At 59.0% G+C, this 19,042-nt stretch carries 15 protein-coding genes; 7 read left to right on the top strand and 8 right to left on the bottom strand.

Annotated elements, in window-relative coordinates; genetic code table 11:
• Positions 1 to 303 precede the first annotated feature (303 nt).
• From CKW17_RS01690 to fabI, 6 genes are read left to right on the top strand one after another with little or no spacing between them, the layout of a single operon-like run.
• Positions 304 to 2,136 (top strand): extracellular solute-binding protein, encoded by a 1,833-nt coding sequence (locus CKW17_RS01690; protein ID WP_095118420.1) that lies wholly within the window; start codon positions 304 to 306, stop codon positions 2,134 to 2,136.
• Complete coding sequence (locus CKW17_RS01685; protein ID WP_095118419.1) at positions 2,133 to 3,974, top strand: extracellular solute-binding protein; 1,842 nt, start codon at positions 2,133 to 2,135, stop codon at positions 3,972 to 3,974. The genes CKW17_RS01690 and CKW17_RS01685 overlap by 4 nt, the downstream gene beginning before the upstream one ends.
• A 4-nt stretch (positions 3,975 to 3,978) precedes the next feature.
• The gene (locus CKW17_RS01680) at positions 3,979 to 5,052 is read left to right on the top strand and encodes a microcin C ABC transporter permease YejB (protein ID WP_007910584.1); all 1,074 of its coding nucleotides are present in this window, start codon (positions 3,979 to 3,981) and stop codon (positions 5,050 to 5,052) included.
• Between the two features lies 1 nt (position 5,053).
• Positions 5,054 to 6,073 carry an ABC transporter permease gene (locus CKW17_RS01675; RefSeq protein ID WP_007910587.1) on the top strand — a complete coding sequence of 340 codons (1,020 nt, stop codon included), beginning with the start codon at positions 5,054 to 5,056 and terminating at the stop codon, positions 6,071 to 6,073.
• A gap of 1 nt (position 6,074) precedes the next feature.
• Positions 6,075 to 7,685 carry an ABC transporter ATP-binding protein gene (locus tag CKW17_RS01670; RefSeq protein ID WP_095118418.1) on the top strand — a complete coding sequence of 537 codons (1,611 nt, stop codon included), beginning with the start codon at positions 6,075 to 6,077 and terminating at the stop codon, positions 7,683 to 7,685.
• A 19-nt stretch (positions 7,686 to 7,704) separates the two neighbouring features.
• Positions 7,705 to 8,499 carry an enoyl-ACP reductase FabI gene (gene fabI, locus CKW17_RS01665; protein ID WP_007910591.1) on the top strand — a complete coding sequence of 265 codons (795 nt, stop codon included), beginning with the start codon at positions 7,705 to 7,707 and terminating at the stop codon, positions 8,497 to 8,499.
• A 304-nt stretch (positions 8,500 to 8,803) separates the two neighbouring features.
• On the opposite strand, the gene CKW17_RS01660 is transcribed toward fabI, so the two are convergent.
• From CKW17_RS01660 to CKW17_RS01640, 5 genes are all read right to left on the bottom strand, one after another.
• Positions 8,804 to 9,769, bottom strand: a complete 966-nt coding sequence (locus CKW17_RS01660; protein ID WP_095118417.1) for a diguanylate cyclase — start codon at positions 9,767 to 9,769, stop codon at positions 8,804 to 8,806.
• 309 nt (positions 9,770 to 10,078) lie between these two features.
• Positions 10,079 to 12,976: a hypothetical protein gene (locus tag CKW17_RS01655; protein ID WP_095118416.1), complete on the bottom strand. Its 2,898-nt coding sequence runs from the start codon at positions 12,974 to 12,976 to the stop codon at positions 10,079 to 10,081.
• Between the two features lie 131 nt (positions 12,977 to 13,107).
• Positions 13,108 to 13,686, bottom strand: a complete 579-nt coding sequence (locus CKW17_RS01650) for a hypothetical protein (protein ID WP_095118415.1) — start codon at positions 13,684 to 13,686, stop codon at positions 13,108 to 13,110.
• Between the two features lies 1 nt (position 13,687).
• On the bottom strand, positions 13,688 to 15,850 hold the full coding sequence (locus tag CKW17_RS01645) for a xanthine dehydrogenase family protein molybdopterin-binding subunit (protein ID WP_095118414.1): 2,163 nt from the start codon (positions 15,848 to 15,850) through the stop codon (positions 13,688 to 13,690).
• A 22-nt stretch (positions 15,851 to 15,872) separates the two neighbouring features.
• Positions 15,873 to 16,328, bottom strand: a complete 456-nt coding sequence (locus tag CKW17_RS01640; protein WP_003224136.1) for a (2Fe-2S)-binding protein — start codon at positions 16,326 to 16,328, stop codon at positions 15,873 to 15,875.
• 266 nt (positions 16,329 to 16,594) lie between these two features.
• Between CKW17_RS01640 and CKW17_RS01635 the strand changes: the two genes are divergently transcribed.
• Positions 16,595 to 17,425 (top strand): alpha/beta fold hydrolase, encoded by an 831-nt coding sequence (locus tag CKW17_RS01635; protein ID WP_095118413.1) that lies wholly within the window; start codon positions 16,595 to 16,597, stop codon positions 17,423 to 17,425.
• Between the two features lie 144 nt (positions 17,426 to 17,569).
• Here the strand turns inward: CKW17_RS01635 and CKW17_RS01630 are convergent, their stop codons facing one another.
• From CKW17_RS01630 to CKW17_RS30290, 3 genes are read right to left on the bottom strand one after another with little or no spacing between them, the layout of a single operon-like run.
• A complete protein-coding gene (locus tag CKW17_RS01630) occupies positions 17,570 to 17,962 on the bottom strand; it encodes a GFA family protein (protein ID WP_095118412.1) in 393 nt (130 codons plus the stop codon).
• 27 nt (positions 17,963 to 17,989) lie between these two features.
• On the bottom strand, positions 17,990 to 18,409 hold the full coding sequence (locus CKW17_RS01625) for a type II toxin-antitoxin system YafO family toxin (RefSeq protein WP_095118411.1): 420 nt from the start codon (positions 18,407 to 18,409) through the stop codon (positions 17,990 to 17,992).
• Positions 18,410 to 18,415: 6 nt separating this feature from the next.
• Complete coding sequence (locus CKW17_RS30290) at positions 18,416 to 18,562, bottom strand: hypothetical protein (RefSeq protein WP_162835975.1); 147 nt, start codon at positions 18,560 to 18,562, stop codon at positions 18,416 to 18,418.
• Positions 18,563 to 19,042 lie beyond the last annotated feature (480 nt).

Genomic DNA, 19,042 nt, shown 5'->3' with positions numbered 1-19,042 from the left:
GGATCAGGTTTTTGTGGTGTGTTTTAGATCCCTCCCCCTCACCCCAGCCCTCTCCCCCACGGGGGGCGAGGGGGAAAGGGAGCCGATCTCCGTGCTGTTCAAAATCCGAGTTCGACTCGGTATCGCACGTCGTCGCAGCTCTCGCAGACACCACGATCAGTCCCCTCTCCCTCGGGGAGAGGGTTAGGGTGAGGGGCTCTTCGCGCAAACGATTAACCCTGCATTAACCCGCATCTTTTTCCTGTCCAGACAAGCTGTTACTGTACGGCCCACTAAGCCCAAGCCGCCTGGATCGGATCTGACTTGAAGCGTCCCCTCCTCCTGCTCCTGATCAGCCTGGCCTTGAGCTCAACCGCAAGCGCGACGATTACCGAAAGTCACGGTTATGCGCAGTTCGGCACGCTCAAGTACCCGGCCAGATTTACCCACTTCGACTGGGTCAACCCGCAAGCGCCCAAGGGCGGTACGTTGCGGGTGATGGCGTTCGGCACCTTCGATACGGTCAACCCGTACACGTTCAAGGGCACCAGCCCGGTCACCACAGCGAATTTCCTCCAGTACGGCATCAATGAGCTGAACGAGCCGTTGATGGTCGGCACCGGTCAGTATTCGCCATCCGGTGACGAACCGGCGTCGAGCTATGGCTTGATCGCGCAATCGGTGGAGTACAGCGAAGATCGCAGCTGGGTGGTGTTCAATCTGCGCCCGGAAGCGCGTTTTCACGACGGCACGCCGATCACCGCTTATGACGTGGCTTTCTCCTATCGAACGCTGCTCAAGGACGGCCATCCGCTGTACCGCACTGCCCTACAAGAAGTACTGCGCGTCGACATTCTCAACAAACAGCGCATCCGCTTCGTGCTCAAGCGCTCGGGCAATCCGCTGTTGATCCTGCGCCTCGGTGAGTTACCGGTGCTGCCGCAGCATTACTGGAAGGACCGCGACTTCAAGGCCACCACCTTCGAACCGCCACTGGGCAGCGGTCCTTACCGCATCACTTCGGTGACGCCGGGTCGGCAGTTGATCTTCGAACGGGTCAAGGATTACTGGGGCAAGGATCTGGCGGTCAATCGTGGCAAGTACAACTTTGACCGCATGGAAGTCGAGTTCTACCGCGACAGCGACGTGGCCTTCGAAGCGTTCAAGGCTGGCGAGTTCGACATCTACATCGAGCATCAGGCGAAGAACTGGACCAACGGCTACAACTTCCCCGCGATACGCCGTGGCGACGTGATCAAGGCGCAGATCCCGCATCAGATCCCGACCCAGAGTCAGGGTCTGTTCATGAACACCCGCCGCGCCACCTTCGCCGATGTAAAAACCCGCGAAGCGCTGGGCCTGATGTTCGACTTCGAGTGGACCAACCGCGCGCTGTTCAGCGATGCCTACAAGCGCACCAGCAGTTACTACCCCAACAGTGAATTCACAACCTCCGGCCTGCCGGTCGGGGGGGAGTGGCTGATGCTCAAGCCGTACAAGGATCAATTGCCGGCCAAGCTGTTCACCGAGCCGTTCACCCTGCCAAAAACCGACGGGCGCGGCATTCCCCGGGAAACCATGCGCAAAGCCTTGGCATTGCTCGCCGAAGCTGGCTGGAAGCTCAACGGTCAGCGCCTGCAAAACGCTGACGGCCAACCGCTGCGGTTCGAACTTCTGCTGGTCAATCCGAACCTCGAGCGCCTGTACCAGCCCTACATCGAGAACCTCAACAGCATCGGCATCGACGCGCGCCTGCGCACCGTGGATCGGGCGCAGTACAAGCAGCGCCTCGATCAATTTGATTTCGACATGATCTCGATGACGCTCAACCAGACCTTAAGCCCAGGCCTTGAGCAGTGGCAGTACTTCCACTCCAGTCAGGTGAACGTCAAGGGCAGCAAGAATTACGCGGGCATCGCCAATCCGGTGGTCGATCACCTGCTCGAACAATTGCTCGCCGCGCGCACCCGCGACGAACAGGTCGCCGCCGGCAAGGCGCTCGACCGCGTACTGCTCTGGCAGCACTACAGCATTCCCAACTGGTACCTCAATTATCACCGTCTGGCCTACCGCAACCGGTTGGCCTTCGTCACCACGCCGCCCTACACCCTGGGTCTGAGCGCGTGGTGGCTGAAGTCTTCGGAGAAAGATCAATGAAACCGATCCGCGCCCTGCTCGTCCAGGCCAGCGGCTTGCTGTTCGCCGGGCTGGCCATCGCCGCCCCGCAACACGCCGTGACCCTGTACAACGAGCCGCCGAAATACCCGGCCGATTTCAAGCAGTTCGATTACGTGAACGCCGACGCGCCCAAGGGCGGCATCTTCCGTCAGGCCGGTTTCGGCGGCTTCGACAGCCTCAACCCGTTTATCAGCAAAGGCGTGCCGGCCGATGACATCGGGCAAATCTACGACACCCTGACCAAACACAGCCTCGACGAGCCGTTCACCGAATACGGTCTGATCGCCGGCAAAATCGAAAAGGCCCCGGACAACAGCTGGGTGCGCTTCTACCTGCGTCCCGAAGCACGTTTCCATGACGGTCACCCGGTGCGCGCGGACGACGTGGTGTTCAGCTTCAACACGCTGACCAAGGAAGGCTCGCCGATGTTTCGCGGCTACTACAGCGACGTTTCCGAAGTCATCGCTGAAGACCCGCTGAAAGTGCTGTTCAAGTTCAAGCACAGCAACAACCGCGAGTTGCCGCTGATCCTCGGCCAGTTGCCGGTGCTGCCAAAACACTGGTGGGCTGATCGCGATTTCACCAAAGGCAATCTGGAAATCCCGCTCGGTAGCGGCCCGTACAAGGTCGCCGAAGTAAAGGCCGGGCGTTCGGTGCGTTACGAGCGGGTGAAGGATTACTGGGGCAAGGACTTGCCGGTCAACCGTGGCTTCTACAATTTCGACACGATGACCACCGATTACTACCGCGACAACACCGTCGCCCTTGAAGCCTTGAAGGCCGGGCAGTTCGATTACTGGCTGGAAATGACCGCAAAGAACTGGGCCAACGCTTACAACATCCCGGCTGTCACTGAAGGTCGCTTGATCAAGGAACAGATCGCCAACAGCAACCCGACCGGTATGCAGGGTTTTGTCTTCAATCTGCGCCGCCCGTTGTTCCAGGACGCGCGCGTGCGCCAGGCGCTCGGTCTGTTGTTCGACTTCGAATGGACCAACAAACAACTGTTCAACGGCGCCTACTTCCGTACCCGCAGCTATTTCGAAAACTCGGAAATGGCCGCCACTGGCCTCCCCGATGCCGATCAACGAACGATCCTTGAGCCGTTTCGCAGCAAACTGCCGGCGCAAGTGTTCAGCGAAGCCTTCGAAAACCCGAAGACTGATGCCAGCGGCATGATCCGCGCTCAGCAGCGCGAGGCCTATCAACTGCTGCAAGAGGCTGGCTGGAAGATCGTCGACGACAAAATGGTCGACGCCACGGGCAAGCCTGTAGTGATTGAATTCCTGCTCGCGCAGACCGAATTCGAACGCGTACTGCTGCCGTTCAAGCGCAACCTCAGCGACCTCGGCATCGATCTGGTAATCCGCCGCGTCGACGTTTCGCAGTACATCAACCGCGTGCGTTCGCGGGATTTCGACTTGATGGTCGGCAGCTTCCCGCAGTCCAACTCGCCGGGCAACGAACAGCGCGAATACTGGATGAGCGCCGCCGCCGACAAGGCCAGCAGCCGTAACACCATGGGTCTGAAGGATCCGATCGTCGATCAACTGGTCGAGAACCTGATCAACGCCGACTCGCGCAAAAGCCTGGTGGCCCACGCCCGTGCGCTGGACCGTGTGCTGCAATGGGGTTACTACGTGATCCCAAACTGGCACATCAAGACCTGGCGCGTGGCGTACTGGAACCACATCGGTCACCCGAAAGTCTCGCCCAAGTACGACATCGGGATTAACACCTGGTGGGTCAAGCCGAACGCAAAACCGGCGATAGAAGTCGAAACCAAACTGCAAGCCGACCCTGTGGGCACGGAGTAATCAGATGCTGGCGTATATTTTTCGGCGACTGCTGCTGATCATCCCGACGCTGTTCGGCATTCTGCTGATCAACTTTGTGATCATCCAGGCTGCGCCCGGCGGACCGGTGGAACAGATGATCGCCAAGCTCGAAGGCTTCGAAGGCGCCACCAGCCGGATTGCCGGCGGCGGTGCCGAGGTGTCGGTGGCCGGTTCCTCCTATCGCGGCGCGCAAGGGCTGGACCCGGCGCTGATCAAGGAAATCGAGCACATGTACGGGTTCGACAAATCGGCCCCGGAACGCCTGTGGATCATGGTCAAGAACTATGCGCAGCTGGATTTCGGCGACAGTTTTTTCCGCGACGCCAAGGTCATCGACCTGATCAAGGAAAAGATGCCAGTGTCGATCTCGCTGGGGCTGTGGAGCACGCTGATCATGTACCTGGTGTCGATCCCGCTGGGGATCGCCAAGGCCACGCGACACGGCAGTCACTTCGACGTGTGGACCAGTTCGGCGATCATCGTCGGCTATGCGATCCCGGCGTTCCTCTTTGCGATCCTGCTGATCGTGGTGTTTGCCGGCGGCAGTTATCTCGACTGGTTCCCGTTGCGCGGCCTGACCTCGAACAACTTCGATGAACTGAGTTTTGGCGGCAAGATCCTCGATTACTTCTGGCACCTCGCGCTGCCAGTGACCGCGCTGGTGATCGGCAACTTCGCGACCATGACCCTGCTGACCAAAAACAGCTTCCTCGACGAAATCAACAAACAGTACGTGGTCACCGCCAAGGCCAAAGGCCTGACCCGCCATCGCGTGCTCTACGGTCACGTGTTCCGCAACGCCATGTTGTTGGTGATTGCCGGTTTCCCGTCGGCGTTCATCGGCATCTTCTTCACCGGCTCCCTGCTGGTGGAAGTGATCTTCTCCCTCGACGGCCTCGGTCTGATGAGTTTCGAAGCGGCAATCAACCGCGATTACCCGGTGGTGTTCGGCACCCTGTTCATCTTCACCCTGCTCGGGCTGGTGGTGAAACTGATCGGCGACCTCACCTACACCCTGGTCGATCCGCGCATCGACTTCGAAAGCCGGGAGCATTGAGATGAACCTGTCCCCTCTCAACCGCCGCCGCTTCGAACTGTTCAAGGCCAACAAGCGTGGCTGGTGGTCGCTGTGGCTGTTTCTGATCCTGTTCGGCCTGAGCCTCGGCGCCGAGCTGATCGCCAACGACAAGCCACTGGTGGTGCATTACGACAACAATTGGTATTTCCCGGCGATCAAGCGCTACCCGGAAACTGCCTTCGGCGGCGAATTCCCGCTGGAAGCCAACTACAAGAGCCCGTACATCCGCGAACTGCTCAAGGCCAAGGATGCGTGGGTGTTGTGGGCGCCGATTCCCTACAGCTACCAGAGCATCAACTACGATCTGAAAGTCCCGGCCCCGGCGCCACCCTCGGCGGACAACCTGCTCGGCACTGACGACCAAGGCCGCGACGTGCTGGCGCGGGTGATTTACGGTTTCCGCATTTCGGTGCTGTTTGCGCTGACGCTGACCGTATTGAGCTCGATCATCGGCGTGATTGCCGGTGCGTTGCAGGGTTTCTATGGCGGCTGGGTCGATCTGGCCGGGCAGCGTTTTCTGGAGATCTGGTCGGGTTTGCCGGTGCTGTATCTGCTGATCATTCTCGCCAGTTTCGTCCAGCCGAATTTCTGGTGGCTGCTGGGGATCATGCTGCTGTTCTCGTGGATGAGCCTGGTCGACGTGGTGCGCGCCGAGTTCCTCCGTGGCCGCAACCTTGAATACGTGCGCGCGGCCCGGGCGTTGGGCATGCAGAACGGCGCAATCATGTTCCGCCACATCCTGCCCAACGCCATGGTCTCGACCATGACGTTTATGCCGTTCATCCTCACCGGCGCCATCGGCACCCTCACCGCGCTGGACTTCCTCGGCTTCGGCTTGCCGGCCGGCAGTCCGTCGCTGGGTGAACTGGTCGCCCAGGGTAAATCCAACCTGCAAGCGCCGTGGCTGGGCATGAGTGCCTTCGCCGTGCTCGCATTGATGTTGAGTTTGCTGGTGTTTATCGGCGAGTCCGCTCGCGATGCCTTCGACCCGAGGAAGTGAAATGAATCAGGACAATCTGATCGAAGTGCGTGACCTCGCCGTCGAATTCGGTTTCGGCGAGCGCGTGCACCGGGTCGTCGAAGGCGTGAGTTTCGACATCAAGCGTGGCGAAACCCTCGCGCTGGTCGGCGAATCCGGCTCGGGCAAATCGGTGACCGCGCATTCGATCCTGCGCCTGCTGCCCTATCCGATGGCCCGCCATCCGGCCGGCAGCATCAATTACGCCGGGCAAAATCTGCTGGGGCTGAGCGAAAAAACCATCCGCCACATTCGCGGCAACCGCATCGCGATGATCTTTCAGGAGCCGATGACCTCGCTGAATCCGCTGCACTCGATCGAGAAGCAGATCAACGAAGTGCTCGGCATCCACAAGGGCCTGACCGGCAAAGTCGCGACCAAACGCACGCTGGAGCTGCTGGAGATGGTCGGCATCCCCGAGCCGCACAAGCGCCTCAAGGCCCTGCCCCACGAACTCTCTGGCGGCCAGCGCCAACGGGTGATGATCGCCATGGCCCTAGCCAACGAGCCGGAGTTGCTGATTGCCGACGAACCGACCACCGCTCTGGACGTGACCGTTCAGCTGAAAATCCTCGATTTGCTCAAGGAATTGCAGGCCAGATTGGGCATGTCGCTGTTACTGATCAGTCACGATTTGAACCTGGTGCGAAGAATTGCGCATCGTGTATGTGTCATGCAGCGCGGTTGCATCGTCGAACAGGCATCGTGCGCAGAGCTGTTCCGTTCGCCGCAGCATCCGTACACTCGGGAATTGCTCGGCGCGGAACCCAGCGGAGGCCCGGCGAGCAATAAAATCGGCGCGCCGCTGCTTGAAGTCGAGGACCTGAAAGTCTGGTTCCCGATCAAGAAAGGCCTGCTCAAGCGCACGGTGGATCACGTCAAGGCAGTGGACGGCATCAATTTCAGCCTGCCTCAGGGTCAGACTCTGGGGATTGTCGGGGAAAGCGGTTCCGGCAAATCCACGCTGGGTCTGGCGATTTTGCGGCTGATCGGCAGCAAAGGCGCGATCCGCTTTGAAGGCAAGCAGCTAGACTGCCTGACGCAGAACGAGGTTCGCCCGTTGCGTCGGCAGATGCAGGTGGTGTTTCAGGACCCGTTTGGCAGCCTGAGCCCGCGCATGTGTGTCAGCGATATCGTTGGCGAAGGCCTGCGGATTCACAAGATGGGCACCGCCGAGGAGCAAGAATCGGCGATTATTGCGGCATTGAAGGAGGTAGGTCTGGATCCGGAAACCCGGCACCGCTACCCCCACGAATTTTCCGGTGGGCAACGGCAACGAATCGCCATTGCCCGGGCTTTGGTGCTGAAACCGGCGCTGATCCTGCTGGACGAGCCGACTTCGGCGCTCGACCGGACGGTGCAGCGGCAAGTGGTGGAGCTGTTGCGTTCACTGCAAGCCAAGTACAACCTGACGTATTTGTTTATCAGCCATGACCTGGCTGTCGTCAAAGCGCTGAGCCACCAGTTGATGGTGGTCAAGCATGGCCAAGTGGTCGAACAGGGAGACGCGCAAAGTATTTTTGCCGCCCCCCAACATCCGTATACACAGCAGTTGCTGGAAGCCGCTTTTTTGGCACCAGCCACTGCGCAATAACCTGAAAGAGGAGCAACACATGGGTTTTCTCGCCGGTAAGCGCGTACTGATCGTCGGTGTCGCCAGCAAGCTGTCCATCGCATCCGGCATCGCTGCCGCCATGCATCGCGAGGGCGCTGAGCTTGCCTTCACTTATCAGAACGACAAACTGAAAGGTCGTGTTGAAGAATTCGCCCAAGGCTGGGGTTCGAGCCCTGAGCTGTGCTTCCCGTGCGACGTGGCCAGCGATGAAGAAATCGCCAAGGTCTTCGAAGCACTGAGCAAGAAGTGGGACGGCCTGGACTGCATCGTCCACTCCGTTGGCTTCGCCCCGGGCGACCAACTGGACGGCGACTTCACCGAAGCCACCACCCGTGACGGTTTCCGCATCGCTCACGACATCAGCGCCTACAGCTTCGTGGCCCTGGCCAAAGCCGGCCGCGAAATGATGAAAGGTCGCAACGGCAGCCTGCTGACTCTGTCGTACCTGGGCGCCGAGCGCACCATGCCTAACTACAACGTGATGGGCATGGCCAAGGCTTCGCTGGAAGCTGGCGTACGTTACCTGGCCGGCTCCCTGGGCCCGGACGGCACCCGCGTCAACTGCGTATCGGCTGGCCCGATCCGTACCCTGGCAGCCTCGGGCATCAAGAACTTCCGCAAGATGCTGGCCGCCAACGAAGCGCAAACTCCGCTGCGTCGCAACGTCACCATCGACGAAGTCGGCAACGCCGGCGCCTTCCTGTGCTCCGACCTGGCGTCGGGCATCAGCGGTGAAATCATGTACGTCGACGGCGGCTTCAACACCACCGCCATGGGCAACATCGAAGAGTGATCTTCGCTTAGCCAATAAAAAACCCGCCGATCTGGCGGGTTTTTTATGCCTGCAACACTGTCCCTTGTGGGAGCGAGCCTACTCGCGAAGGCGTCCATTCAGTCACCTGTTCATTGCCTGACCCAGCGCTTTCGCGAGCAGGCTCGCTCCCACAGGGATTTGTGGTGAACCGGGATTTTGAAAACACCCGCCCCCCTGTAGGAGTGACTGCTCGCGATAGCGGTAGGTCAGGCAATGAAGATGTTGAATGTGCGGACGCTATCGCGAGCAGGCTCACTCCTACAGGGGATCTGCGGTGCATTCGCTAGCAACGCTTCAGAGCCTGCTTGTGCGCATACATCGCGCCATCGGCATCCGCCAGCAAGCGATCCACTGTTTCATGGCGTTTCGAATCATATTCAATCTGGCCCACGCTGAAGCGAATCGCATACCCGCGATGCAGTGTGGCATTACGCTCTTCGAGGATATCCTTGAGCCGCGCCATGATCGCCGTGGTTTCGACATGGCTGGAGCCGGTCAGCAGCGCAACGAACTCATCGCCACCGAGCCGCCCGACCACGTCACTTTCGCGAAAGGCAATACGCAGCACATCGGCAAAAGTCTTCAGCGCACTGTCACCCTCGGCATGCCCATACAGATCGTTGATCTGTTTGAAGTCATTAAGGTCGAAAAACAGCAAGGTCGCCGGCCGCTCCAGCCGTGCGCAGGCGTCCAGCGCATGCTGCGCCAGTTGCTTGAAGCCGCGGCGATTGGACAGCAAGGTCAATTCATCCATGCTAGCGATCTGCACAGCGGCCAACTCTTGCTCGGCCATTTCCGCCAGATCCCGCAATAACGCGCGCTCTTCCTGGTCGAGGTCGCGGGGTTTGGTGTCGATCAGGCACAACGTGCCCATTTTATTGCCGTTGGGCACGGTCAAAGGGTAACCGGCGTAGAAGCGAATGTTCGGCGCGCCAGTCACCAGCGGGTTGTCATGGAAGCGCACATCCTCGCGGGCATCGGGCACCAGCAACAGGTCGTTCTGAAGTATTGCGTGACCGCAAAATGAAACATCCCTGGACGTTTCAGTGGCCTCAAGGCCCACGCAGGACTTGAACCACTGCCGATTGGTGTCGACCAGCGTCACCAGGGCGATCGGCACATTGAACAGGCGTTTGGCCAGGCGCGTGAGCCGGTCGAAACGCTCCTCGGGAGCCGAGTCGAGCAGGTCAAGACCCTGCAGCGCCTGGATGCGCGCCGCTTCATTGGCAGGTTTTCCGGGAACCAGCATCACACACTCCATTGGCATCAATGGCCTTTAGAGTAGCGCTAAATCCGCGATGCCTCACCCTCCCAGCCGCCAACTGCCGGACATAGCCTGCCGGCAGCGGCGATGGGATTGAGTTGTTGGCTCGATGTCATGCTGATGTGGATAGCGGAATTGCAACGAAGAAGCAGGGCGAACTGCGCCAGGACATTTCGGATCAGTAATGGGATGGGTTGATAATAAAGGGGCCGTCAGCCCCTTTTTGCTGCCTGCATGAAAGTCGTATTCCTTAATTTGATTGAGGTTGCTTATTCTGTTTCGTTTGAGTTTTCCTCATGGAGACAACTGCCTAAAACGAATGTTGTCAATTTTTGACCCTATAGCATTGAACGATATTCGAACTTGCGAATCGGCCCATGGATTTTTGTAAGAATAGCTAGTAGCTTCCCACTTATTAATTGATGAAATAGGTTGTTGAACCTGGCCAGCCAAAAGCCCTCCGAGCGTCACTACAGCAGGTTTAACCAAATAATAATCAAAACTTATTTCATAATGCGCGCCAACCCTTAGATCAGGAAACCGCTTCCTAATACCTATCAAATTACTGGGAATTTGGGCCTCCAAGTAATACTCTTCACCCTCTTTAGTTATCTTTGTCAGATAGTGCTCCATGTCCCCCCACCCATTAAATTCATACCCCGTAAACGTCGTCAAATCATCAAACAACATCTTCACCCCATATACACGCACCGGACAAGTCACCGCGTCCGCCAGGGTTGCCGTCTTAAACAATCCAACTCTAAGTTCCACGCTCACCGTTGAACCTTCGCTGCATTCGCGCAACCACTGCACTTGCGCCGTCATGGCCAGCCCATCGATCTGATTGTTCGGCGTACCCGAAGATGGAATGTTTTCCCGTGTTGTTCCATCACTCCGGCGTTCGATGTAACTCACCCATACCGGTGCGCCGTAAAACTGAAACGGCCATTGGTTGCACAACACAAGGGTGGTGTCGCGAATGGACGCAGGATTGAACGAGTCTCCCTCAACACCTTCCAGTTGCGGCATCGGCAAGTTGTTTAACGTGCCGATACGCAACGGCAAGGTTTCAGAAGGCGATGGCCCGCTGCCGCGTATTACCTCGTAACGAATGTTTACCTCGCGCCCGATATTGGCCCCGGTAATCGGTGCGGCAATCGGGAAGTCGATGGGCGCGCTCCCCGAGACATAACGGCGTTCCGGGCGAACCGAACCTTCACCGAGACGCCCCTCTACGATCAGGTCGATACCGTCGCCCTGTTGCAACGGCGCGGTGTCGACCCGCACGGTGAACCCGGTTTTATGCGTATTGGGATCAAGCTGCCCGGCGGGCGCCTCCAGCACATTCGGAGCGCTCCACCGGGGCTGTGCAACACCAATGCTCAAGGTGCGAATGCGCGAATGACGCGTTGGTTCCTGCGAACGTTTGACGTAGTAACTGACGTCCACCGTGCCATCGCGATTGGCCTCAATGTACGACGGTTGCACCAAAAAGGGCACGGGGTGTCCGGCGGTGTGTGTGCTCAGGGGAATTTCATACAGCGGATGCGCGCCGCTGGCCGATCCGACCCAGCGCAGGCCTACGATATCGTTGGCCAAGGTACCGGTGAAGGGCGCGATCACATCGGCGCCCACGGGTGCGTTCTCCGGCAGCAGCACGTTTTCGGCGTCCGCCTGAACCACATCCGGTTGTTGCAGCTCAGCCTGGGCCACGCCAACCGTCAGGTTCAACGGCAAGGAATTGCGCACACTGCTGAGCATCACATCGTCGTTGGCCACGGTGTAATGGACTTTCACAGAGCCACCGTCCAGCGGCAGGATTTCATTGGCCGGAACGCTGCGCACAATGGGCGCGCCTTCCGGCTCGTTGGCGACGATGACGCGGATAGGGTAATAGGTCTTGTTGCCGTCGGCGCGTTCGCCTTCCCATTCAATGGTGATCAGATCACCGGGACGCCGACCTTCGTAATAGGCCACCGACACCGTGGCATGTGGCGAATCCGCCGGCAGTTGGCCGCCGGACGCTTCGAGTACGCTCGGGGCCTGCAGCCGACTGATGTCACCCTCGACGCTGACGCTTGCATTTCTTGAGGGGCGATCCGCGCTACCGCTGCTTATCAACACGTAGGCAATCGAAGCCCGGCCTTTGGCAATGGCTTTGACCTTGGCATTCGGTATGGCGAAGGAGACCGCAATGCCCACACGAACGACCGGTAGTTCAACCGGCCCGTGAATCACCTGTGACCCCTCGGCCGGAGTGCCGATCCAGGTCAGGGCAATCATGTCATTGACCTTGAATGCGCCACCGGGGGTGTTGACCCACACCGTCACATCGTTTTCGCCTAGCTTGTCCAGATCGATGACGTCGGTTTCGGGATTGGCCTCGATCACGATAGGGGGATCAAGGCGATTCTGTTTGAGGTCCACCAGCAGGTGGGTGGTGGCGGACCAGGGCGAGCGCTCGTCCGGGTAGTTACCCACCTCGTCGACCACCTGATAGAACACACTGATCCGATCGCCATCGCCGACCTCCTCGATGATGGTTTTGTCAATGGGCACAATCAGCGGGTAATTGACCGGGTCATTGACGTGTTGCAGGGTGACGGGCACGATTTTGCGTTTGGAACCCCAGATGCAATGAATGCGGTCGTTCACCCGCATGAACGGGTACGGCAGGATGGTGATATTCACGCCGGCCGCGGCTTCCTCGGGGCCGACACCATTGTCGATGATGGTTTGCGGGATCGAATAACGCAGCTCTGAATGGCCGGGCTCATTCCCATCGTCATCGAAACCGCCGGGGCGGTCGAGCTTGACCAGCAACTTGAGCCTGGGGGTCGAGTCCTCCGGGATCTGAGTCACACGCTTGACCGAGTAGAACAACGGATAAAGGTCACCGCGCACGATATGCCCCGGTTCGATCGTGCCGCGAACCGGCTTGTTTTCCTCGCCGGGCACAATGGTTTTTCGCCAGACCGGATCCGTTTCATTACCGCAATAAACGCGGACTTCATCGTCGGCGCTCATCGTCAGCCAAGGGTTGACTACAAAGCGCAGTCCACCCTCGATTGCCGCGACGCCGATACCCCCGTTGTAACCTTCAACAGGCGTTGTCAAGCCGGGCAGGACCGGCGGATTCAGCAGCAGCGGTTGTACCGGTGATGATTCTTCAGACAGATTTAGGGTATCCATGGGCAAGCTCCTGGTCGGGCTGGAACGCAGGAACCATCAAACAGGAAAAAGATGCTGCTGCCACCTGTCAGATCTGACAGGTGGCGACGAGTGGTAGCAACTGCAGTCGAAGCGTTGTACCACCCTGGGCATCAGCCGCCAGATACTGGACACGGCCCGCCGGCATCGGCCCAAAGCTTGAATTGCGTAACGAAAATATCGTGCGGCACTGGCACCGGCGCGCGCCCTGCCCCTGGATTCCAGCCCCACAGCACCAGTTTGTCTTCGCTGACGTGCTTGATCAGCGCGGCAAAGTCGCGATCGCCGTTGCTCGAGCGGTCCTTGATCATCGCGCAGAGTTTGTCCGGAGGCAGGCCGATCCAGGCCATTTTGTGCGCCGCCGGCGGCAGGCTCCAGTGCGGCGCACCTGGTGGTGCATGCGGGCCGTAACTGGCCGGCGGATTGTTTTCCGCGTGACAGGTCGCGCACGGCAAACCGGCGGCGCCCTTGCCGTCCATGCCGCGCACCACGTTCATCGCATGGGGGATACCGGCGTCGAACTGCAACGGTGAATCGCCGGGAATGTGGCAGTTCTGGCAGCGCGGACTTTGAAAGACTTTCTGCACCGTGCCGAACGCCTTCAGCGCTTCCTGATCATCGGCAAACAAGTCCGAGGCATAACCGCCCAGCCCCAGCAAAATCACCGTGCCCAACACTAGATGTCGTTTCATCTCACACCCCCGACAGTTGCAGCGGCAACTCGCGCAGGCGTTGCCCGGTCAGGGCGAACACCGCGTTGGCCACGGCTGGGGCGGTCGGCGGCACACCGGGCTCGCCGATGCCGCCGGGTTTCTCGCTACTGGGGACGATATGCACTTCGACCACCGGCATTTCGTTGAGCCGCAGTACCTGGTAATCGTGATAGTTGGACTGCACCACACCGCCGTTCTTCACGGTGAGCTTGCTGTGCAGCGCCATGCTCAGGCCAAAGGTGATGCACGATTCCATCTGCGCGGCGATGCTCTGCGGATTCACCGCAATCCCGCAATCCACCGCGCAGACCACGCGATGCACGCGAATCGCCAGATTGTCCTGCGACACCTCGGCGACCTGCGCCACATAGCTGCCGAACGATTCGTGCACCGCAACGCCGAGGGCATGGCCGTCCGGCAGCGGCGCACCCCAGTTGGCCTTTTCCACCGCCAGATTGAGCACACCGAGGTGGCGCGGGTGCGCCTTGAGCAGCGTTCGCCGGTACTCAACCGGATCCTTGCCCGCCGCTGTCGCCAGTTCATCGATCAGCGATTCCATGACGAAACCCGTGTGAGTGTGACCGACCGAACGTAGCCACAGCACATTGATGCCGGTTTTCGGCGAATGCAGATCGACCTGATGATGCGCCAGATCCTTGATGTAGGGACTGTCGGCCACGCCCTCGACCGAAGTCACATCGATGCCGTTCTTGACCATTGTTGCCTCAAGCATCGTCCCGGCCATGATCGACTGCCCCACCAGCACATGCTGCCAGCTCATCGGCAGGCCATCGGCGCCCAGGCCGACCCGGGCCTGATGCAGGTACATCGAGCGGTAATAGCCGCCGCGAATATCGTCTTCCCGTGCCCACACGGTTTTCACCGGCATCGCGGCGGCTTTCGCCACTTGCACGGCTTCGGCGACAAAGTCTGATGTCGGATTGGCCCGGCGCCCGAAACCGCCACCGAGGAATTCGGTGTGGATTTCCACCTGCTCCGGTTTCAGCCCGGTGATCTTGCCGGCGACCATTTGATCCAGCGTCTGAAATTGCGTGCCGGTCCAGATCTCGCATTTGCCGGCGCTGATTTTCACCGTGCAATTGAGCGGTTCCATCGGCGCGTGAGCCAGATAAGGCACGCTGTATTCGACGTCGATTTTCTTCGCGGCTTTGCCGAAACTGGTGTTCGCGTCCCCAGCCTGGGTGGCGGAAGTGCCCGGCGTCGCCGCCAGTTTGCGGAAACTCTCCAGCAGTTTTTCACTGCTCATGTCGGCAAGCGATCCCAAGTCCCAATCGACCTTCAGTGCATCGCGGCCCAGCTTCGCCGCCCAGAAATGCTCGGCCACCACCGCGACTCCACTGGGCACTTGCAGCACCTTGTGCACACCGGGAATCGCCAGCGCTGCGGCGCCTTCGAAGGATTTGACGCTGGCGCCGAATACCGGTGCCCGCGCGACCATCGCCGTCATCAGGCCTTCAAACTGCACATCCATGCCGAACTTGGCGCGGCCGGTGATTTTCTCCGGTGTGTCGAGGCGCTTGGTCGGTTTGCCAATCACCTTCCAGTCTTTGGCCTCCTTGAAGGTGATCGACTTCGGATCCGGCACCGGCAGTTGCCCGGCAGCATCCGCCAGCTCGCCGTACGTCGCGCGTTTGTCGCCGGCGATCACCACGCCCGATTCGGTGCGAATCGTCGATGGCGCCACTTCAAAGCGCTTCGCCGCCGCCTCCACCAACATCTGCCGCGCCGTTGCGCCTGCCAGCCGATAACGGTCGAACTCCATCCACGTCGACGTCGAGCCGCCGGTAATCTGCATGCCGCCAAACCCCGGCATGCCGTAATCCGCAGCTGACGCGGGCGAGTGCTCAACGCGGATCTTCGACCAGTCCGCGTCCAGTTCTTCGGCAATCAACATGGTCAGGCCGGTCCAGATGCCCTGGCCCATTTCCGAATGCCCGAGCAACACGGTGACGCTGTTGTCCGCTGCAATGCGCAAAAACGCATTTGGCGCGAAAACCTTGCCTTCATTTTCCGCCGCATAGGCAAACTTGTGGCCGCCGGGGACGACAAACGCCACCACCAACCCGCCGCCCAACATGGCGCTGCCTTTGAGAAAACCCCGACGCGATACAGGACTGTTCATCGTCTATCTCCCACAGATTGAATCAGCCGATTTCCGATGCACGCTTAACCGCTGCGCGAATGCGGGGATAGGTGCCGCAACGGCAGATATTGCCGGAGAGCGCCTGATCGATATCGCTGTCGGTGGGTTTGGGGATTTTCGCCAATAAGGCGGCGGCAGACATGATCTGCCCCGACTGGCAGTAACCGCACTGCACCACGTCGAGTTCGGCCCAGGCTTGTTGCACCGGGTGCGAGCCGTCGGTGGACAGGCCTTCGATGGTGAGGATTTTCTGGCCGTGGGCCACAGCTGTTGCGGGGGTGATGCAGGCGCGCAACGGCGCGCCGTCAACGTGCACGGTGCAGGCCCCGCACTGGGCCATGCCACAGCCGAATTTGGTACCGGTCAGGTGCGCGACATCGCGCAGGACCCAGAGCAACGGCATGTCCGCGGGGACATCGAGCTCCTGATCCTTGCCATTGATATTCAAGGTCAGCATCGGGGATTTTCCTCAGACTCACGGTGTTCTGAAGGGGCGTCGCTGTGGCCATCAAAGCCTACGCGCGCCTCGGCTTATCCCTTTCAGCAAAGCCTAATTTGCGCGTGAAGCCAGACGTTGCGACCACCGGTCATGCAGATGTCGACTTTAATCCTACAGTTGATAACGGCTCGCACTGAGCCAGCGCAGTAGAAAACTCGTCATGAGCGAAACCGGTCCGCGATTACCGCGCGGGTTATCCATCAGATTGGTCTGGAGTTGCGAACATGGGATTTGTCACCAGCAAAGACGGCGTCGAGATTTTCTACAAGGACTGGGGCCCGAAAGACGCGCCGGTGATCCACTTCCACCACGGCTGGCCGCTCAGCTCGGACGATTGGGATGCGCAGATGCTGTTTTTTCTGGGCAAAGGCTTCCGGGTGGTTGCCCATGATCGACGTGGGCATGGGCGTTCGAGCCAGGTCTGGGACGGGCACGATATGGACCATTACGCCGACGATACGCTGGCGGTGGTTAATCATCTGGGCCTGAAGAATGTCGTGCATGTCGGTCATTCGACCGGTGGTGGTGAGGTAATTCATTACATTGCCCGGCATGGCCAGGACAACGTCGCCAAAGGTGTGCTGATCAGTGCGGTGCCGCCGCTGATGGTGCAGACCGAGAGCAATCCGGGCGGGCTGCCGAAGTCGGTATTCGATGACTTTCAGGCGCAACTCGCGGCGAACCGGGCGCAGTTCTATCGGGATATTCCGACCGGGCCGTTTTATGGCTATAACCGGCCGGGGGCCACGCCTTCGGAAGGGATTATTGCCAACTGGTGGCGGCAAGGGATGATTGGCGGGGCGAAGGCGCATTACGACGGGATCGTCGCGTTCTCGCAGACGGACTTCACCGAGGACTTGAAGAAGGTCACGGTGCCGGTGCTGGTGATGCATGGCGAGGATGATCAGATTGTGCCGTATGCGGATTCGGGGCCGTTGTCGGCGAAGTTGCTGCCCAATGGCACGCTGAAGTCGTATCCGGGGTTCCCGCACGGGATGCCGACGACGGAGGCCGAAACGATCAACGCGGATCTGTTGGCGTTTATTCGCGGCTGAGATCATTGGCAGCCATACACTTCCCCCCTGTGGGAGCGAGCCTGCTCGCGAAAGCAATCTGTCAGTTGAACTTGAGCTGAATGACCCACCGCTTTCGCGAGCAGGCTCGCTCCCACAAGGGGGATGTGATTGGGCTCACGTCCATTATTCCTCTGTGCGACTTGTGCTTTCGCGATCACGCTCGTAGTGGTGAGCCAATGGCAGCGCCGGTAGCCACGACTCGCGCCGAATAGTCCAGAGTTCGTAAGTGGGTGTGAACTGATTAGGCTCATCGAGCGACCCGACATTGAGTTCGACTTCATCTGCCGAACGCGTGAACACCGGTGAGCCGCAGCGCGGGCAGAAAAAGCGCCCGTTGTAGTCGCGGGTTTCGCCGGTGACTTTCAGCGTATCCTCGGGAAATATTGCCGAGGTGCCGAACAGCGCGCCATGGCGCTTGCGACAGTCGAGGCAGTGGCAGATGCCGATGCGGTAGGGCTGACCTGTCACTTCGAAACGGACATCGCCGCACAGGCAGCCGCCAGTCAATCGATTCATGTGACACCTCCTCTGCTCGACTGCAAATTACAGATCGTCCAAATCGGGAAAGGCAATCCTGCCCAGCGTCCAAGGCTCAACAATCTGGCAATGCACATTGCGCAGAAATGAGCCCCACTCGCTTCGGTTATGCGCATCCGGGCCGGTGACCGTCAGTAACAGATATTCATCCCGAAACGCGTCATAGGCATAGATCAGCCAAAAGTCAGTATCAGCGTCGTCAACCAATACAGTGCGGTAATACTGACGATTTATTTTTGCCCATCGAGCTTGCAGTGACGAAGTACTGGCAAGGTGGATATGGTGCATATCGGTCAGATCGAGTCGTTCGTCACGCCCGAAAATCCCGGGTAATTCACCGCACACCTTGTAGTTATAAAAATGTGCAGCGAAGTTTTGCCAGTTAGTGATTTGTTCGAAAAGCGCAGAAATCTTGATGGCTGGCATTCAGGACTACTTTGTAATAGGTAGCCTGCCAGTGATCACAAATTTATCGAACACTTTCTGCCCATCACGCGCGGCTTGCCGAACATCAAGGAATGTCAGCTCATCACGAACTTCCTTTTTGTCAGGTTTGTCGGTCTTTCTGGTGGTGGCCATCGGAGCCTCCGAAGGATGTGTATTCATGCTGACCAGCTTAAGTGATTAAGTTTTGACCGGCAAACGATAGGATCTTGTTTCAAGGCAGACAAGTCGGCGGATTCTTGCAGATCTGTAGGTCATTACACCCAAAATTGTAGTCCGTAAAACTCCTGAATTTGGATCTCATTGCTCGGCAATGCCCATTGGTAAACGTCATCCGGTTATCGCGTTTAAAGCACACAAACCGTTACGCCATCCTCCCTACAACACCTTGCGTCGTTACCTACGCGTACGCCAAAATCCGCCGGCTTACACGGCTATGGGCCGGGCTATATCGTTTGCCTGTCACTGCAAAACAGTGATCGGGTTTGGTAGCCCGTCTGTAATAGCCGTGTGACAACACCCTGTGCTGTGTCTTTGTGGAGGCTCAGTTCAATGGTAGTCATGCGTGGGGCTCACTCGTGAGCGCCGGGTTCCTATTGCAGCCGGTCTACCAAC

Source organism: Pseudomonas sp. Irchel s3f10, from assembly GCF_900187515.1.
In the GTDB taxonomy this organism is placed as follows: Bacteria; Pseudomonadota; Gammaproteobacteria; order Pseudomonadales; family Pseudomonadaceae; genus Aquipseudomonas; species Aquipseudomonas tensinigenes.
The sequence above is the reverse complement of the archived record's forward strand: the minus strand, read 5'-3'. Positions and strand labels throughout refer to the sequence as shown.

What these genes read in the sequence shown, in the direction of transcription:
- CKW17_RS01670 (WP_095118418.1), top strand. Translation starts at nt 6,075, where the DNA reads ATGAATCAGGACAATCTGATCGAAGTGCGTGACCTCGCCGTCGAATTC.
- CKW17_RS01645 (WP_095118414.1), bottom strand. Translation starts at nt 15,850, where the DNA reads ATGAACAGTCCTGTATCGCGTCGGGGTTTTCTCAAAGGCAGCGCCATG.
- CKW17_RS01635 (WP_095118413.1), top strand. Translation starts at nt 16,595, where the DNA reads ATGGGATTTGTCACCAGCAAAGACGGCGTCGAGATTTTCTACAAGGAC.
- CKW17_RS01625 (WP_095118411.1), bottom strand. Translation starts at nt 18,409, where the DNA reads ATGCCAGCCATCAAGATTTCTGCGCTTTTCGAACAAATCACTAACTGG.
- CKW17_RS01675 (WP_007910587.1), top strand. Translation starts at nt 5,054, where the DNA reads ATGAACCTGTCCCCTCTCAACCGCCGCCGCTTCGAACTGTTCAAGGCC.
- CKW17_RS01640 (WP_003224136.1), bottom strand. Translation starts at nt 16,328, where the DNA reads ATGCTGACCTTGAATATCAATGGCAAGGATCAGGAGCTCGATGTCCCC.
- CKW17_RS30290 (WP_162835975.1), bottom strand. Translation starts at nt 18,562, where the DNA reads ATGGCCACCACCAGAAAGACCGACAAACCTGACAAAAAGGAAGTTCGT.
- CKW17_RS01685 (WP_095118419.1), top strand. Translation starts at nt 2,133, where the DNA reads ATGAAACCGATCCGCGCCCTGCTCGTCCAGGCCAGCGGCTTGCTGTTC.
- CKW17_RS01660 (WP_095118417.1), bottom strand. Translation starts at nt 9,769, where the DNA reads ATGCTGGTTCCCGGAAAACCTGCCAATGAAGCGGCGCGCATCCAGGCG.
- CKW17_RS01630 (WP_095118412.1), bottom strand. Translation starts at nt 17,962, where the DNA reads ATGAATCGATTGACTGGCGGCTGCCTGTGCGGCGATGTCCGTTTCGAA.
- CKW17_RS01650 (WP_095118415.1), bottom strand. Translation starts at nt 13,686, where the DNA reads ATGAAACGACATCTAGTGTTGGGCACGGTGATTTTGCTGGGGCTGGGC.
- CKW17_RS01655 (WP_095118416.1), bottom strand. Translation starts at nt 12,976, where the DNA reads ATGGATACCCTAAATCTGTCTGAAGAATCATCACCGGTACAACCGCTG.
- fabI (WP_007910591.1), top strand. Translation starts at nt 7,705, where the DNA reads ATGGGTTTTCTCGCCGGTAAGCGCGTACTGATCGTCGGTGTCGCCAGC.
- CKW17_RS01680 (WP_007910584.1), top strand. Translation starts at nt 3,979, where the DNA reads ATGCTGGCGTATATTTTTCGGCGACTGCTGCTGATCATCCCGACGCTG.